Origin of the sequence: Xenorhabdus sp. KJ12.1, from assembly GCF_963876495.1 — a bacterium.
In the GTDB taxonomy this organism is placed as follows: Bacteria; Pseudomonadota; Gammaproteobacteria; order Enterobacterales; family Enterobacteriaceae; genus Xenorhabdus; species Xenorhabdus stockiae.
Map to the genome: position 1 here is coordinate 22,214 of NZ_CAWNQH010000079.1, position 16,487 is coordinate 38,700.

At 40.9% G+C, this 16,487-nt stretch carries 14 protein-coding genes and 1 other RNA gene; 11 read left to right on the forward strand and 4 right to left on the reverse strand.

The genetic code is table 11. From position 1 onward, the window contains the following. Positions 1-173: 173 nt before the first annotated feature. The 5 genes from lon (at position 174) to AACS92_RS13965 (ending at position 6,218) form a co-directional block, all read left to right on the forward strand. Positions 174-2,528: an endopeptidase La gene (gene lon, locus AACS92_RS13945; RefSeq protein WP_099111561.1), complete on the forward strand. Its 2,355-nt coding sequence runs from the start codon at positions 174-176 to the stop codon at positions 2,526-2,528. A gap of 240 nt (positions 2,529-2,768) precedes the next feature. After that, on the forward strand, positions 2,769-3,044 hold the full coding sequence (gene hupB, locus AACS92_RS13950; RefSeq protein WP_153043670.1) for a nucleoid-associated protein HU-beta: 276 nt from the start codon (positions 2,769-2,771) through the stop codon (positions 3,042-3,044). Between the two features lie 226 nt (positions 3,045-3,270). Continuing rightward, a complete protein-coding gene (ppiD, locus tag AACS92_RS13955; protein ID WP_099111563.1) occupies positions 3,271-5,136 on the forward strand; it encodes a peptidylprolyl isomerase in 1,866 nt (621 codons plus the stop codon). Between the two features lie 105 nt (positions 5,137-5,241). Further along, positions 5,242-5,661 carry a ComEA family DNA-binding protein gene (locus tag AACS92_RS13960; RefSeq protein ID WP_241538015.1) on the forward strand — a complete coding sequence of 140 codons (420 nt, stop codon included), beginning with the start codon at positions 5,242-5,244 and terminating at the stop codon, positions 5,659-5,661. Positions 5,662-5,807: 146 nt separating this feature from the next. Next, entirely contained in the window at positions 5,808-6,218 is a 411-nt protein-coding gene (locus AACS92_RS13965; protein WP_099111565.1) for an acyl-CoA thioesterase, read from the forward strand. A gap of 42 nt (positions 6,219-6,260) precedes the next feature. Here the strand turns inward: AACS92_RS13965 and queC are convergent, their stop codons facing one another. Then, complete coding sequence (gene queC / locus AACS92_RS13970; protein WP_099111566.1) at positions 6,261-6,959, reverse strand: 7-cyano-7-deazaguanine synthase QueC; 699 nt, start codon at positions 6,957-6,959, stop codon at positions 6,261-6,263. Between the two features lie 32 nt (positions 6,960-6,991). Beyond that, positions 6,992-8,044, reverse strand: coding sequence for a PLP-dependent cysteine synthase family protein (locus tag AACS92_RS13975; RefSeq protein ID WP_099111567.1), 1,053 nt, complete (start codon positions 8,042-8,044; stop codon positions 6,992-6,994). Positions 8,045-8,165: 121 nt separating this feature from the next. Between AACS92_RS13975 and AACS92_RS13980 the strand changes: the two genes are divergently transcribed. From AACS92_RS13980 to ffs, 6 genes are all read left to right on the forward strand, one after another. Next, positions 8,166-8,627: an Lrp/AsnC family transcriptional regulator gene (locus AACS92_RS13980; RefSeq protein ID WP_099111568.1), complete on the forward strand. Its 462-nt coding sequence runs from the start codon at positions 8,166-8,168 to the stop codon at positions 8,625-8,627. A 68-nt stretch (positions 8,628-8,695) separates the two neighbouring features. After that, positions 8,696-10,444: a SmdA family multidrug ABC transporter permease/ATP-binding protein gene (locus AACS92_RS13985; protein ID WP_099111569.1), complete on the forward strand. Its 1,749-nt coding sequence runs from the start codon at positions 8,696-8,698 to the stop codon at positions 10,442-10,444. After that, a complete protein-coding gene (locus tag AACS92_RS13990; protein WP_099111570.1) occupies positions 10,428-12,221 on the forward strand; it encodes a SmdB family multidrug efflux ABC transporter permease/ATP-binding protein in 1,794 nt (597 codons plus the stop codon). Before AACS92_RS13985 ends, AACS92_RS13990 begins: the two co-directional genes overlap by 17 nt. A gap of 181 nt (positions 12,222-12,402) precedes the next feature. Then, on the forward strand, positions 12,403-12,741 hold the full coding sequence (glnK, locus tag AACS92_RS13995) for a P-II family nitrogen regulator (protein WP_099111571.1): 339 nt from the start codon (positions 12,403-12,405) through the stop codon (positions 12,739-12,741). A gap of 14 nt (positions 12,742-12,755) precedes the next feature. Further along, entirely contained in the window at positions 12,756-14,036 is a 1,281-nt protein-coding gene (amtB, locus tag AACS92_RS14000; protein WP_099111572.1) for an ammonium transporter AmtB, read from the forward strand. 762 nt (positions 14,037-14,798) lie between these two features. Beyond that, an RNA gene (ffs, locus tag AACS92_RS14005) (signal recognition particle sRNA small type) lies at positions 14,799-14,895 on the forward strand. Positions 14,896-15,021: 126 nt separating this feature from the next. On the opposite strand, the gene AACS92_RS14010 is transcribed toward ffs, so the two are convergent. Then, positions 15,022-15,225: an HHA domain-containing protein gene (locus AACS92_RS14010; protein WP_010845060.1), complete on the reverse strand. Its 204-nt coding sequence runs from the start codon at positions 15,223-15,225 to the stop codon at positions 15,022-15,024. Between the two features lie 46 nt (positions 15,226-15,271). Beyond that, positions 15,272-15,640 carry an Hha toxicity modulator TomB gene (gene tomB / locus AACS92_RS14015; protein WP_099111573.1) on the reverse strand — a complete coding sequence of 123 codons (369 nt, stop codon included), beginning with the start codon at positions 15,638-15,640 and terminating at the stop codon, positions 15,272-15,274. Positions 15,641-16,487: the final 847 nt, after the last annotated feature.

Genomic DNA, 16,487 nt, shown 5'->3' on the forward strand with positions numbered 1-16,487 from the left:
CATTGAAAAAATAAAATGAGGGATTCTCCCTCATTTTGCTTTTTGCAGACTCAGGCTATTGAATGTCGGATTCCTGTCCCCATATATTTTATATTCTTTGAAGTGAAACTCGTGAAAACCGTGTTTCACGAGATTCCTAAAAACTGGCGAAAGCTAAACGAAGAGAGAGCTCTATGAATCCTGAGCGTTCCGAACGCATAGAAATCCCTGTATTGCCTTTGCGCGATGTAGTGGTTTACCCACATATGGTGATCCCTCTGTTTGTTGGGCGAGAGAAGTCGATTCATTGTCTGGAAGCAGCAATGGATCATGACAAACAGGTCATGTTGGTAGCGCAGAAAGAAGCATCCACTGATGAACCGGGAGTCAATGATCTATTCTCCGTAGGTACAGTGGCTTCTGTTCTACAGATGCTGAAATTACCAGATGGCACAGTGAAGGTTCTGGTTGAAGGCTTGCAGCGTGCCCGTATTACGACACTGACAGATAACGGTGAATACTTTTATGCGCAGGTTGAATATCAGGACTCCCCTATCGTTGATGAGCGCGAGCAGGAAGTTCTGGTAAGAACCGCGATTAATCAGTTTGAAGGCTATATCAAACTGAATAAAAAAATTCCGCCGGAAGTGCTGACATCACTACACAGTATTGAAGATGCCGCAAAACTGGCTGATACCATTGCTGCTCATATGCCATTAAAAATCAATGACAAACAGGCTGTTTTAGAAATGTCTGATGTTGTTGAGCGCATTGAATATCTGATTGCAATGATGGAATCAGAAATCGATCTGCTACAGGTAGAAAAACGAATTCGTAATCGCGTTAAAAAACAGATGGAAAAAAGCCAGCGCGAATACTATCTGAATGAGCAAATGAAGGCGATTCAGAAAGAATTAGGTGAGATGGATGATGCACCTGACGAATATGAGACGCTGAAACGTAAGATCGAAAATGCCAAGATGCCTAAAGAGGCACGGGAAAAAGCAGAAGCTGAGCTGCAAAAATTAAAAATGATGTCCCCAATGTCAGCAGAAGCGACGGTTGTGCGTAGCTACATTGACTGGATAGTGCAGGTTCCGTGGAACGCACGCAGCAAAGTGAAAAAAGATTTGGTGAAAGCTCAGGAAATACTGGACACCGATCACTACGGTTTGGAACGAGTTAAAGAACGTATCCTTGAATATCTGGCGGTACAAAGCCGTGTCAGTAAAATCAAGGGGCCAATACTTTGTCTGGTTGGGCCTCCGGGTGTGGGTAAAACCTCACTGGGGCGTTCTATTGCTCGTGCAACTGGCCGTAAATACGTCCGTATGGCACTGGGTGGAGTACGTGATGAAGCAGAAATACGTGGTCATCGCCGTACTTACATTGGCTCAATGCCGGGTAAGTTAATCCAGAAAATGTCTAAAATCGGGGTTAAAAACCCACTGTTCCTGTTAGATGAAATTGACAAAATGTCGTCTGACATGCGCGGTGATCCAGCATCGGCTTTGCTGGAGGTTCTTGATCCTGAACAGAACGTGACATTTAACGATCATTATCTTGAAGTGGATTATGATCTGTCTGATGTGATGTTTGTGGCGACATCCAATTCCATGAATATTCCGGCACCTTTGCTGGATCGTATGGAAGTGATCCGCTTGTCAGGTTACACCGAAGACGAAAAACTGAATATTGCCAAGCGTCATTTGTTACCTAAACAGATTGAACGCAATGCATTGAAAAAAGGTGAACTGACCATCGATGATGGTGCGATTCTCGGCATTATCCGTTATTACACCCGTGAAGCCGGTGTACGTAGTCTGGAACGTGAAATTTCCAAACTGTGTCGTAAGGCGGTTAAAGCATTGTTGATGGATAAGGCGCTTAAGCATATCGAGATCAATGCTGATAACCTGAAAAATTATCTGGGTGTTCAAAAAGTGGATTATGGTCGTGCTGACACCGAAAACCGTGTTGGTCAGGTAACCGGGCTTGCATGGACTGAAGTTGGTGGTGATCTACTGACCGTGGAAACAGCCAGTGTTCCGGGTAAAGGCAAATTGACTTACACCGGTTCATTGGGAGAAGTCATGCAGGAATCTATTCAGGCTGCATTGACAGTAGTCCGGGCTCGAGCGGATAAGCTGGGCATCAGTTCTGATTTCCACGAAAAGCGCGATATTCACGTTCATGTGCCTGAAGGTGCAACACCTAAAGATGGCCCGAGTGCAGGTATCGCAATGTGTACAGCGCTGGTTTCCTGCCTGACTGGTAATCCGGTTAATGCCAATGTGGCAATGACTGGTGAAATTACTCTGCGTGGGCTCGTTCTGCCTATTGGTGGTTTGAAAGAAAAATTGCTGGCAGCTCATCGTGGCGGAATTAAAACGGTCATCATCCCTGATGAGAATAAACGCGATCTGGAAGAAATCCCTCAGAACGTGATTCAGGATTTGGAAATCCACCCTGTTAAGCGTATAGAAGATGTTTTGACTATTGCTTTGCAGGAGCCTGCATTTGGTGCAGAAGTGATATCACTAAAGTAGTACAAAAATAGTGAGCTGAATCAATACACTGTATGAAAATAAGGTTGGTAAGCTAATTCAGGCTTGCCAGCCTTTTTTTGTCTCATTAAGTTATCTTAATCTAAAGATCTGATTAAATATTTTGCTGTTCTATGATTTCTTGCTAATACTGGAATTGATTGATATAACGGCAAGACTGTCGTGTTAGCCGTTATAAATAGGCGTTTGTTACGATAGTAAAACTAAATGGGGATGATAAGCGTGAATAAGTCACAACTGATCGACAAAATTGCTGCTGATGTGAATATCTCTAAAGCAGCAGCCGGGCGTGTAGTAGATGCATTCATTTCTTCAGTTTCTGGAGCATTGAAAGGCGGTGATGATGTCGTTTTGGTAGGGTTTGGGACATTTACTGTACGTGAGCGGGCCGCTCGCATAGGACGTAACCCTCAGACAGGGAAAGAAATCAAAATCGCAGCAGCAAATGTACCTGCTTTCCGTGCTGGAAAAGGCTTAAAAGATGCTGTTAACGGGTAATTGTTAAATAGCCACCTTATTTACCATTACAGGTATACCCTATGGGTTCAAGATGTCGTCAAACAGAGCTGCCATTTGTAAGTACCGTGCAGATTAGACTGACTAGCTGGAATTGATAGGTTAAAATATAAGCGCGTCACTTGATTGATGCGCTTTTTTTCTCTTAGCGTTCGAATTAGCGTAATATGGCAGTTTCTTTTTCACTAAAGCGGAGTTTTACGTCTTTATGATGGACAACCTACGCACAGCGGCAAATGGCCCAGTGCTTAAAATCGTGTTGGCTCTAATTATCCTGACCTTTTTGGTGACGGGTTTAACAGGCTACCTGTCAAGTGAAGGCGGTAATTATGCTGCCAAAGTGAATGGTCAAACCATTAGTCGTGCTCAGTTAGAGCAGGTATTTCAACAAGATAAAATGTCACTACAAGAAAGGCTGGGAGATCAATTCTCTGCCCTGCTAAGTAATGAGCAGGAAGTGAGAGCTTTGAAGCGCCAGTCATTGGACAGTATTATCAATACCGTTTTGCTTGAACAATATGCAAATAAGCTGGGACTATCAGCTAGCGACGAACAGGTAAAGGAAGAAATCCGTAAGCAGAGTTATTTCCAGACTGACGGTAAATTTGATAACGAAAAATATTTACAGGTGCTCACAAACGCCGGCCTGAATCCGGATAATTATGCGGAGCAGATTCGACAAGATCTGATTTCCCGCCAGCTGCGTACAATATTAATGAGTACCGAAATTGCTTTACCAGCAGAAATTAAGCAGCTTGCTGAGTTATCGCTACAGGAAAGAACCGCTCGTCTGGCAACTCTTGAACTGAAATCAATCGAAGCACAGCAGTCTGTGACAGATCAAGAGCTGAAAAATTACTACAATATGAACAGTAAGCATTTCACTGTTCCTGAAAAAGTCAAAATCAGCTACATCAAGATGGATGCTGCGGATGAACTGAAAAATGTTACCGTGACTGATGCTGATATTGAAAAGTACTATAAAAACAACCTGTCAAAATATACGCAGCCAGAAAGAAAGAAATACAGTCTTATCCAGCTGGCATCTGAAGCTGATGCAAAATCGGTTCTGGATGAATTGAAAAAAGGGTCTGATTTCAGCAAATTAGCAGAAGAAAAATCAACAGATAAATATTCTGCTAAACAAGGAGGGGATCTTGGTTGGATGGAAGATAGCTCCTCACCTGACGAAATCAAATCAGCTCATTTAACAGAGAAAGGGCAACTTTCTACTGTTATAAAATTGTCTAATGGTTATGCAGTTTTCCGTCTGGATGATATTAAGCCTCAGGTAGTGAAGCCACTTGCTGATGAGCGCTCAGCCATAGAGAAAACGGTTAAGCAGGAAAAAGCGATTGATGCATTTTATGCATTACAGAGAAAAGTGAGTGAAGCTGCAGCCAATGATAATGAGTCTTTAGCAGCGGCAGAGCAGGCGGCAGGTTATAAAGCAGTCACTACAGACTGGTTTGATAGAGACCACGTTCCGGCAGATATCAATTTCAGCCAGGTCGTTCAGGCTATTTTCTTTGGTAATTTGGTTGATGATAAAAGCCCTTCAGGAACTAATTCTGACGTGATATCTGTTGATGGTGACAGGGCCTTTATCATTCGCGTTGATGAGGTTAAGCCTGAATCTGTTTTGCCATTTGAAGAAGCCAAAACTGAAGTGACTGAGTTGGTTAAACGCCAGAAAGCTGAAAAACAGTTACAGATTGATAGTGAAAGTCTGCTTACAGCATTAAAAGCAGGCAAGGGCGTTCAAGCACTGAAAACGGCAGGAATTCAGTTTGGTGAACCAACGGTAATGGCACGAAAAACCAGTCCGGTTACTGATGTATTATTTACGTTGCCTCATCCTAAAGACGATAAACCTGTATATGGGTTAGCGTATGATGGAATTGGTAATGCTGTTCTGATTCAATTAGATAAAGTCATTCCAGGCTCTATTTCGGAAGAGCAGATTAAACAGGCAATGATGATGGAGCAGTATCAGATTAGCAATACTATGTTTGAATCCCTGATTAATAATTTGCGTGATAATGCTGAGATTAAATTAGGGCAAATTGATTAAATTGCGATGCTATTCGCAATTTCTCTTGCAAGATAGTAATTGAAAAAGGCCACTTTCGTGGCCTTTCGCATATCTGGATCTTCCCTGTTGTGTTGAAATTTTGTTATGGCACTCTTTTATCCGTCAACAAAACATGGAGGAATTTTTATGAAGTATCTAAAGGGACTATTTAATTCATTTGTTCTTATTTTTGGGATCAGTATGCCGTTATCTTATGCTGTAGCAGCAGGAGAGCTTGTGAATAAAACGACACAGGTTCAACCAACTGACCCTCATAAGATAACGGCTGAAAAAAGTGAATTAAATAACAAGGAAGAAAAAACGCTTTCAGGCAAAATCAATATCAATACAGCGAGTGCTGAACAATTAGCGAAAGAACTTAATGGTGTTGGTGCCAAAAAAGCACAGGCGATTATTGAGTATCGTGAAAAATATGGCTCATTTACAGCCATTGAGCAGCTACAGGAAGTGCAAGGTATTGGTCCAGCATTTATAGAAAAAAATCGAGATAAATTAATCCACTGATTAAAAGCCTTCTTGGTGAATACACAAATGATTTTATCAAGGGGGCTGTGATACTGATCAAGAATCATTGATTAAACATTATTGTAATTAAAATGTTCTGCTATTGTTAATCACTTTCTGGTCAGATGAGTTTAAGGAAAAGAGTAATGAGTACAATTATCAAAGTCAGAGGTTATCATATTGATGTTTTCCAACATGTGAATAATGGGCGTTACTTAGAGTTTATGGAGGCCGCTCGTTGGGATTTGTTTTCTGACAGTGACACGTTGCAGTGGTTAAATAATAACAAGGTTGCTTTTATTGTAGCCAATATTAATATTAACTATCGCCATCCAGCCGTGCTAGGAGATGAATTGGAAGTGCATTCATCCATGGAGGAATTACGTAACAAAAGTGGTACTTTTTTTCAGAAAATTATACGTAAAGGTGATAACAGGATTATCGCTGATGCTTTGAGTACATTTGTTTGCGTTGATTTAAAGACACAACAGACGTTAGTGCTGGAAGGTGAATTACGCGAAAGATTAAATGAGTTTAAAAATGAAACAGTGAAGTGAGAGATATTTGGTATCTCCCACTGATAGACTGAATTATTTGTATTAGTTCAGTTGCGTTTTGGATTTCATTTCTGCCATTGTCGACTCGGCATTATTTAAATAAACATTTAATCCGTTAGCACGAAGATGGCAGGCTGCGCACTCACCACAGCCATCTCCCTGGATACCGTTATAGCAAGTGAGAGTCTGAGAACGAACAAAGTCCAGTTTTTGGTAATAATCCGCTAACGCCCAGGTTTCCGCTTTGTTGAGCCACATTAAGGGAGTTTCAAAGCGAATATTGCGAGCGATGCCAAGACAGACTGCATTGTTCAGGGATTTGACAAACTCATCACGGCAGTCAGGGTAACCGGAAAAATCAGTTTCACAAACGCCAGTAATAACGGCTTCAGCTTCAACCTGATATGCATAAATTGCAGCCAGAGTTAAGAACAGTATATTGCGGCCAGGAACAAACGTATTTGGTAGGCCATTTTTTTCGCTTTCACTAAAATCGGGTACAGGAATGTTATCTCTTGTCAGGCTGCTGACTGCAAGCTCATTCAATAAAGTAACATCAAGTACCTTATGGGCGGCTGCACCAAGCTCTTTACTGATGCGGCTGGCAACATCAATCTCAGCACGGTGGCGTTGACCATAGTCAAAAGTGACACAATGGACTTCATCATATTGGCGGAGTGCCTGAATTAAGCAAGTGGTGGAATCTTGCCCACCACTGAATACAACAACGGCTCGTTTCATGATACCTACCTTTTTAAATTGAAGGAGGTATGTTACTCATAACTATTTAATTTGGGTAGTTGTGTGAGATATTGCGTGAGGTCACCGATATTATTTTTTACCCAGTCAGGATTGTAATAGGTATCAAGGTAGCGTTCGCCGCTATCACATAACAAAGTTACGATGGAACCTTGCTGGTTGTTATCATGCATTTGCTTGGCTAACTGTAAAGCTCCCCAGACATTGGTTCCTGTTGAGGCACCTGTTTTTCTGCCAATGAGTTTTTCCAGCCAGTGGATAGTGGCGATAGACGCACAATCAGGAACTTGCATCATGCCATTGATTACATCGGGTATAAAAGAAGGTTCAGCGCGAGGGCGTCCAATACCTTCGATTCTACTGCTGGTACTGCTACGGATTTGTCGGCAATTCTGTTGGTAGCAATCATAGAAAACGGAGTTTTCAGGATCAACCACAATAAGCTTGGTAGCGTGTCCCTGATAGCGCATATAACGGCCCAGTGTTGCGGAGGTCCCGCCAGTTCCTGCTCCCATCACAATATAAGTTGGTTCAGGAAAGGGCTCTAATTCCATCTGGCGGAAAATGCTTTCGGCAATGTTATTGTTACCTCGCCAGTCAGTTGCGCGTTCAGCATAAGTGAATTGATCCATATAATGGCCATTCAATTCTTTTGCCAGACGTTCTGACTCTTCATAAATCAGGGCTGAATGTTCTACAAAGTGACATTTTCCACCGTAAAATTCTATTTCCTGAATTTTGCGTTTAGCTGTGCAGGTAGGCATTACTGCAATAAAAGGCAGGCCAAGTAAACGGGCAAAGTAAGCTTCAGAAACAGCGGTGCTGCCGGATGAAGCTTCAATAATGGGAGTTCCTTCATCTATCCAGCCATTACTGAGTGCATAAAGGAAAAGTGAGCGAGCCAGTCGGTGTTTAAGGCTACCGGTAGGATGAGTACTTTCATCTTTAAGATACAGATCAATCCCTGGAAACATGGGTAGATTGAGTTTAATTAGATGGGTATCAGCACTACGTTGATAATCAGCTTGAATAGATTTTATGGCATTAGCAGCCCATAAAGATGACATAAATTGACCCTGGGTAAAATATATTTTCAATGTATAGAATACTCTTACATTTGGAGAAATAGGTTGTTATCTTTTTGAAGCTGTTCTTTATTTTTAGGAAAATTTTCTACAGGATATAGGTATGTTAGATAAAACAGACCGCAAGCTATTAAAGCTGCTCCAACAGGACTGTAGTCTGTCCTTGAATACGCTGGCGGAAGCCGTTAATTTGACTTCTACACCTTGCTGGAAACGTCTTAAACGGCTTGAAGATGAAGGATATATCGTTGGAAAAGTTGCGTTGCTTAATGGAGAGAAGCTTGGATTAGGCCTGACTGTGATTGTCATGATAAAAACTCAGCAACACAGTAGTGAGTGGTATGAACAGTTTGTTACTTTTGTCAAAGAGATGCCGGAGGTTTTAACGTTCTATCGTATGGCTGGAGAATATGATTATTTAATGCATGTAGAAGTTGTTGATATGAAAAGTTATGATCAGTTTTACAAACGCATGGTTAATGGGATACCTGGCTTGATAGATGTGACCTCAAACTTTGCAATGGAAAAAATAAAATATACAACGGCGTTACCTATACCAGATTAGACAATGACTAAAATCTCTTTGGTGAAGTGGGCGCTGATCCTTTCATTTTTTACCTCGGGAATAGTTTTGTGAGATTATTTTCTCAATTACGTTGGTATTTTCTTAGTGAATGGCGCCGCTATTTAGGAGCCATTATTTTTCTTGTGATGGTTGCGATATTGCAATTAATTCCTCCACGTTTGGTTGGAATTATTGTTGATGGCGTTAGTACCAAAACAATGTCATCCAATCAATTATTGATGTGGATAGGAATCATGCTTGTTATAGCGGTAGCTATATATGGCCTGCGATACGTTTGGCGGGTATGGCTATTTGGAGCTTCCTATCGTTTAGCTGTTAAGCTGCGTAGTGATTTTTACCAGAGATTGAGTCGTCAGGATCCTGAATTTTATTTACGTCACAGAACGGGGGATTTAATTGCCCGGTCAACAAATGACGTTGATAGAGTTGTTTTTGCAGCTGGTGAGGGAGTACTTACTTTCGTTGATGCTTTAGTCATGGGATGCGCTGTACTTATTGTGATGAGCGTAGAGATAAGCTGGCAATTGACTCTATTATCATTGCTACCTATGCCTATTATGGCATTAGTAATTAAACGGTACGGTCAACAGCTTCACCATCGTTTTAAATTAGCCCAAGGTGCTTTTTCTGCACTGAATAACCATGCTCAGGAAAGTTTAACCAGTATTCGCATGATCAAAGCTTTTGGATTGGAAGACCTACAATCCAGTCAGTTTGAAGAAGTAGCCACCGAAGCTGGCCGCAAAAATATGCGTGTTGCACGAGTCGATGCTCGTTTTGATCCTACAATCTTCATTGCCATCGGTTTTTCTAACTTACTGGCAGTCGGTGGAGGAAGTTGGATGGTAGTAAATGGTTCTCTGACACTAGGTGAATTGACAAGCTTTGTTATGTATTTAGGGCTGATGATTTGGCCTATGTTAGCGCTGGCATGGATGTTCAATATTGTTGAGCGTGGCAGTGCGGCCTATACGCGTATTCTCAGTCTATTACAGGAACCTTTGGTGATCGAAGACGGTTCACACGCCTTATCTGCGGAGCGTGGTACATTAACTGCGGATATCAACACCTTTATTTATCCCGGTTATAGTGAACCTGTTTTGCAGAATATCTATTTTCAGTTATTGCCGGGGCAATTATTAGGCATTTGTGGGCCGACTGGGTCAGGAAAAAGTACATTACTCGCTGTATTGCAACGTCAGTTTGATATTACTGATGGTGAAATTCTATTCCAGTCCCAAAATGTTTCTACATTGAGGATGGATGAATGGCGCTCACGGCTGGCTGTCGTGAACCAAACACCTTTTTTGTTTTCTGATACGGTTGCAGGGAATATTGCTTTAGGGCGTCCAGATGCTACTCAAGAACAAATTGAGGAAGTTGCCCGTTTAGCAAATGTTCATGATGATATTCTGCGGTTACCACAAGGTTATCAAACAGAAGTCGGAGAACGGGGTGTTATGCTTTCAGGCGGTCAAAAGCAACGCATCTCTATCGCAAGAGCACTACTATTAGATGCAGAAATTTTGATTTTGGATGATGCCCTTTCTGCTGTAGATGGCCAGACTGAGCATCAGATCATGAAAAACCTCAGTCAATGGCGGCGGCAGCGTACTGTTATTATCAGTGCGCATCGATTATCGGCGTTAGTAGAAGCGGATAATGTTCTGGTTATGCAAAATGGCATGATTTCTCAACAGGGGCAGCATAAACAGCTCATTGCACAATCTGGTTGGTATTCAGAAATGTATCAATACCAACAACTTGAAGCTGCATTGGATGGTGAATATGAGTAACACTGGTATGGAAAAGCCTAATACACGCAAACTCTGGCCGTCTTTAAAGCGCCTGCTGTCTTACAGTAAACATCATCGTAAGCCCATTATTCTGGCTGTAATTATGTTATGGGTAGCTGCTCTGGCAGAAGTCAGTGGTCCAATGCTCATCAGTTATTTTATCGATAATATGGTTTCAACCGGCCACATCCCGCTTGGTATTGCCAGTGGCCTTGCGGTTGTATTTTTGATATTACAGGTGGTGGCCGCTGCATTACATTATTTCCAATCTCTATTGTTTAATCAGGCATCTGTAGGAGTAGTGCAACAAATTCGAACAGATGTTATGGATTCAGCTCTGCGTCAGCCGCTAAGTACTTTTGATAACCAACCTGTCGGGCAGTTAATTTCCCGTGTGACAAATGATACGGAAGTTATCAAAGATCTGTTTGTGAATGTCATTCCTACGGTTTTTCGTAGCGTTGCACTGATTGGCGCAATGCTAATGGCAATGTTCTTTTTAGACTGGCGTATGGCGAGTGTTGCGCTGACTATCTTCCCTGCTGTTTTTCTGGTCATGATACTTTATCAGCGTTTCAGTACGCCTATTATTCGGCGGGTAAGAGGATACCTTGCTGATATTAATAATGTGTTTAATGAAGCCATTAATGGTATGACTGTTATCCAGCAGTTTCGTCAACAGGCGCGCTTTGGTGAGAAATTGTTTGCTACTAATCGGGCTCACTATCAGGCGCGAATGCAAGCATTGCGCTTGGATGGCGTTCTGTTAAGGCCTTTATTGAGCCTGTTTTCTGCTGCAGTATTGTGTGGTTTATTGCTGTTGTTTGGTTTTCAGGGAACAGACTTTATTGGGGTAGGGGTATTGTATGCATTTATCAGTTACCTTGGGCGCTTGAATGAGCCACTGATTGAACTGACAGCGCAGCAGTCGTTATTGCAGCAGGCGGTGGTTTCAGGTGAACGCGTTTTTGAATTAATGGATAGCCCTCAGCAGAAGTATGGTGTTGATAAACAGATTCTAGCGAGTGGCAGAATTGATGTTGAAAATTTAAGCTTTGCTTATCGTAATGACAAAGTTGTGTTAGATAATATCAATCTGCATGTACCATCACGGGGTTTTATTGCTTTAGTTGGGCATACTGGAAGTGGCAAAAGTACATTGGCTAATTTGCTGATGGGGTATTATCCATGGCAGAGTGGTGAGATTTATCTTGATGGGCGGTCGGTATCTTCGCTTTCTCACACCACCTTGCGCAATGGTGTGGCAATGGTTCAACAGGATCCTGTTATTCTGGCTACCTCATTTTTCGATAATATCACGTTAGGACGAGATATTTGTGAGGAAAAAGTCTGGCAGGTACTTGAAGTGGTGCAACTGGCAGAATTTGTACGCAAATTACCGGAAGGTATTTATTCAAGACTGGGAGAGCAGGGAAATACGCTTTCTGCCGGGCAAAAACAACTTTTGGCAATGGCCCGTGTCTTGGTGCAAACACCACAAATTCTGATTCTGGATGAAGCTACAGCAAATATTGATTCAGGAACAGAACAATCCGTTCAACAGGCATTACGGCTGATCCGTAAACAGACAACCTTGGTAGTTATAGCTCATCGTCTTTCAACGATTGTTGAGGCTGATTCCATATTTGTGCTGCATCGTGGTGCAATTGTAGAGCAGGGGCAGCATCAACAGCTACTGGAAAGGCGTGGCCGTTATTACCAGATGTATCAGCTGCAACAAGTAGGCGAAACATTAAACGAACCTCTGCACATTTAGTGTGCATATCGGGAGTGGCTGAACAGGTTACTCCCGTTCTTACATCTTCTTTCAGTACAATTCATTTATAACTTTTTGACTAAAAATAACTTTTAATTTTTGGCATTCCCTTTGCAATTATCTCCTGTAATTCATTCTTGTAAATACTATTTGGTAAGTACAGATAAAAAGCGGGGGAGATATGAAGTTGATCACTACCATCATTAAGCCTTTTAAATTAGAAGAGGTAAGGGAAGCCCTTTCAGATATAGGCATACAGGGCATGACTATCACTGAAGTAAAGGGTTTTGGTCGTCAAAAAGGTCATTCAGAGCTTTATCGGGGAGCTGAGTACAGTGTCAACTTCCTACCAAAAGTAAAACTTGATATTGCCACTCATGATGAACGAGTAGAAGAAATTATTCATGTGATAAAGCAGGCTGCTTTCACGGGAAAAATGGGTGATGGCAAGATCTTTGTCTTTGAATTACAGCATGCCGTCAGGATCAGGACAGGTGAATTTAATGACGCGGCATTGTGAATGGGGGAAGAGAAATGAGAAAACAGCTATTAATTATGGCCAGCCTTGTGGCTGGTGTTCCTTCTTATGCTTTTGCGGCGGGGAATTCGGTAGATAAAGCTGATACTGTATTTATGCTGATAAATACAATCCTTGTGATTTTTATGACTATACCCGGTATAGCTTTATTTTATGGTGGATTGTTGCGCCGTAAGAATGTTTTGTCATTGATGTCACAAGTGATTGTCAGTTTTTCAATCGTTTGGGTTCTTTGGATTATTTATGGTTATAGTCTTTCTTTTGAAGCTGGAAATCCTTTTTTCGGTGGGTTTAAGCAAGTTATGCTGAAAGGTATATCCATCACTGATTTGAGTGGTAGTTTTTATCAATTAATTTATGTCGTTTTTCAGGGGGCATTTGGATGTATTACTGTGGCTTTAATTGTTGGAGCCTTGTGTGAAAGAGTCCGTTTTTCTGCATTACTGATTGTCATAGTATTGTGGTTTACTGCTTCTTATATTCCTATGGTTCATATGGTGTGGGGTGGTGGCTGGCTGGCTCAGGATGGAGCTCTAGATTTTGCTGGTGGAACAGTCGTGCATATTAACGCCGCTGTTGCAGGTTTAGTTGGTGCTTACTTACTAGGGAAACGCTCTGGATTTGGCAAGGAATCCTTTAAACCGCATAATCTGCCTATGACTTTTATTGGCACGGCGATCCTTTATATTGGCTGGTTTGGATTTAATGTCGGCTCGGCTGGAGCAGTAAATGCTATTGCAGCATTGGCACTTGTGAACACAATGGCAGCAACGGCAGGAGCCGTGTTGTCATGGGTTTTCTCAGAATGGATATTCCGCAATAAACCCTCCCTTTTAGGTGCATGCTCTGGCTGTATTGCAGGGCTTGTTGCCATAACTCCCGCAGCTGCGACTGTTGGCATTGGGGGGGCTCTGGTGATTGGTATAATCGCTGGTATCACTGGCTTGTGGGGCGTTGTTGTATTAAAACGCTGGTTGCGTGTCGATGATGTCTGTGATGTCTTTGGTGTTCATGGCGTATGCGGCATTATTGGTTGTTTATTAACGAGTATTTTTACTGCATCTACTTTGGGCGGGACCGGTTTTGCGGAAGGTATGACGATGCTTAGACAGATTGGTGTACAGGCGGTTAGCATCTTGGTGTGTGTTGTCTGGTCAGCTGTAGCCGCTTACATCTCATTCAAGATTGCTGATAAGGCAATCGGGTTACGTATCAGTATTGAATCAGAAAGAGAAGGGTTAGATATTACTGCACATGGAGAAAGTGCCTACAATTGATGTGTTGTTTTTCCTGCAAAGCATACAGCTGTCTACAATGTTCCTAAAGACTAATTAGAGGCTTTAGCCTCTACCGGAGGCCAGTCTTTGGCTGGTTCCGGTCAACTCTTTGTTCTCTTATTACTTAAAACCTGATGAAATCCATTGATATACATAATTTTCAATTGATATTTTATGTTACCGAATTTATTTATTGATTGTTATATTTATAGTCGTATTAGTCATTTTTATTGGTTGGTTATTTAGTTTAATGATTGTTTTGCTATGCCTGAGTAATAAATTTTTAAGCGTAATTCTTTAAATATCATTTTTTTAATATGGTGTTGCTTAAATCTATTTAAATAGAAAGTCGCTAGTGAGTAATCTTATTAAACTATTTTATTTGTTATTTTAATTAAGAGCATGATTATAATTTTCATGAATTATACTCTCCACCTTTCCTGGTTGCTTCTTTTGCTGGGGGCATTTACGCTGGTATCAACATACGACTCGGTTATTTATGTTATCGGGGGGACTCTTTGGTCACTATTGATGAACTTAAAAATTCATTGGGTATAGCAAAAATACATAACCGCTCTGGCTCCTGCGTAGAGTCTGCAATTAACATCACGGTAATGCGACTCAGTCAAATAAATGAGTTGTCACTGAGTCTGTGTTATGGATAATAAATAGACATTTAGACCAGAGTGGCTTGCTATTTTTAATTGTATGCAAGATAATGAGCGCCGCTTTGAAGTTGAAAGCAAACGTCAATGAGGGCTCTATTGGTTCTCCCGCAATGCTAACTTGTTAACTTGGTCAGATCTGGAAAGAAGCAGCCATAGCAGGGGATGTGTGTGCTGGGATGTCGCTGATAGAGCCCTCACCCATTTTTTCGGTCCGCTATTCTCATCCCATATTCAGTTTAATCAAGAAATAACCAATATATGGGGAGCCGATAATAGTTACCGGCCTTCACTACTTCCTATCTGATCACGACAACGTATTATCGAACAAATTTCCAGACAGACGATGGGATTTTGTCATAGAGTTTATTCATGGTCAGTTCAGCCAGACGGTGGTCAGCTGCGGAATAGAACAATTCCAGTTCATCGTCCGAAAGCTCATATTTGTTTTTTTCAATTACACGTTCCAGCGTTTCAATAGAAGTGCATTTTCTCAAACGCATCAGATAGTCAGTTTTAGTCATGGTCGCCTTATCTTATTTGGTATAAAAATGGTTAAGAATATATTTATCAGATTTTGCTTAAAGAAGCGTTCAAATCATGTAGTAGAATACTCGTTAAGTGTTCGTTTGTTCTTTGCCAGTTTGTTAGTTCAACAAAGCTTATCTTATCACTACCAAACAAATTATATGTTTCATCCAGATATTTATCAATTAAGGTACTGAGATTATAGTTATCAGTATATTTAATTTTAAAACTCCAGACAAACGCCGTAATGTGCTCAATCAATTCGTTTAGTCTTAAGTTTTTTTCGGAAGTCAGATCATTGATCCAATGATTATCAGTGCGATTCAACACTGAAAATGCTTCGTGAATTAAATTTTCACATAAGTACTTTAATTCCGCAATATCATGTCTTCTTGGTGAATATTCATCCATAAACACCCTCCCGTAAACAACGCACGGCTTATTTGAACTAAGGCTTATACATATCAATTATTATAGTCGTTCTTTTAAAATTAAGCCTATCAAAACATGATTATTATTTATTAATAATAAAACTCTGTTTTTCTGTTCACCACCAGTTCATTTAAACGATTGCCAATTTACTTCATGCTTCGACCAAAGGCTAGCTATCAGCTAAAAGGTGGGTGTAAACGCATGTGTCATTGAATATATTGAATTATACTAATATAGTGAATGTTATAGCAATAGGCATGCAAATCATTATATACCTACCCTCTTTCAAATTGCTACTTTTTTGCTGGCTGCCCTGTTAGCAGTACTCACTTACATAGCATCTTACACATAGTTATCTATCATAGTGTTTATACGCCGGCTTTATGCTTGCAACTTGAGTTTGGTCTATATATGAATTGTATTGCAGCGTTAAAAATGAATGTGATGCCATTATTGCATATGTCATCAGTGTGGGGGAACATTTTTTATCATTAAATGGCTAATCAGAAGAAAAAGATGCTAAGTTCCCGACTTATCTTCCCTTTATTATAAAAAACGTAAAGGTATCACATTTTAAATGTAAGGTATTTTTTATAAATATTTATTTTGCTTACTGTAAGAGTGTTTGTCTTTTGTTGAAATATCAGTAAAAATTTTTTTCATCTAATGCCATTTTTCCAATCATAACCACCCGTATAACGGGTGGTTTGCTCTTGCCCTATAAGGACTTGTTACCGACTGCGCCTAAATGACGCGGCTTTCTCTTCGTTCAAGCTAAGTGTCTTTGCTGCTTTGGCCTACCCCTTGAAGGGGTCTACATGCTCTT

What these genes read in the sequence shown, in the direction of transcription:
- lon (WP_099111561.1), top strand. Translation starts at nt 174, where the DNA reads ATGAATCCTGAGCGTTCCGAACGCATAGAAATCCCTGTATTGCCTTTG.
- ppiD (WP_099111563.1), top strand. Translation starts at nt 3,271, where the DNA reads ATGATGGACAACCTACGCACAGCGGCAAATGGCCCAGTGCTTAAAATC.
- AACS92_RS13960 (WP_241538015.1), top strand. Translation starts at nt 5,242, where the DNA reads ATGGCACTCTTTTATCCGTCAACAAAACATGGAGGAATTTTTATGAAG.
- AACS92_RS13965 (WP_099111565.1), top strand. Translation starts at nt 5,808, where the DNA reads ATGAGTACAATTATCAAAGTCAGAGGTTATCATATTGATGTTTTCCAA.
- queC (WP_099111566.1), bottom strand. Translation starts at nt 6,959, where the DNA reads ATGAAACGAGCCGTTGTTGTATTCAGTGGTGGGCAAGATTCCACCACT.
- AACS92_RS13975 (WP_099111567.1), bottom strand. Translation starts at nt 8,044, where the DNA reads ATGTCATCTTTATGGGCTGCTAATGCCATAAAATCTATTCAAGCTGAT.
- AACS92_RS13980 (WP_099111568.1), top strand. Translation starts at nt 8,166, where the DNA reads ATGTTAGATAAAACAGACCGCAAGCTATTAAAGCTGCTCCAACAGGAC.
- AACS92_RS13990 (WP_099111570.1), top strand. Translation starts at nt 10,428, where the DNA reads ATGGTGAATATGAGTAACACTGGTATGGAAAAGCCTAATACACGCAAA.
- glnK (WP_099111571.1), top strand. Translation starts at nt 12,403, where the DNA reads ATGAAGTTGATCACTACCATCATTAAGCCTTTTAAATTAGAAGAGGTA.
- amtB (WP_099111572.1), top strand. Translation starts at nt 12,756, where the DNA reads ATGAGAAAACAGCTATTAATTATGGCCAGCCTTGTGGCTGGTGTTCCT.
- AACS92_RS14010 (WP_010845060.1), bottom strand. Translation starts at nt 15,225, where the DNA reads ATGACTAAAACTGACTATCTGATGCGTTTGAGAAAATGCACTTCTATT.
- tomB (WP_099111573.1), bottom strand. Translation starts at nt 15,640, where the DNA reads ATGGATGAATATTCACCAAGAAGACATGATATTGCGGAATTAAAGTAC.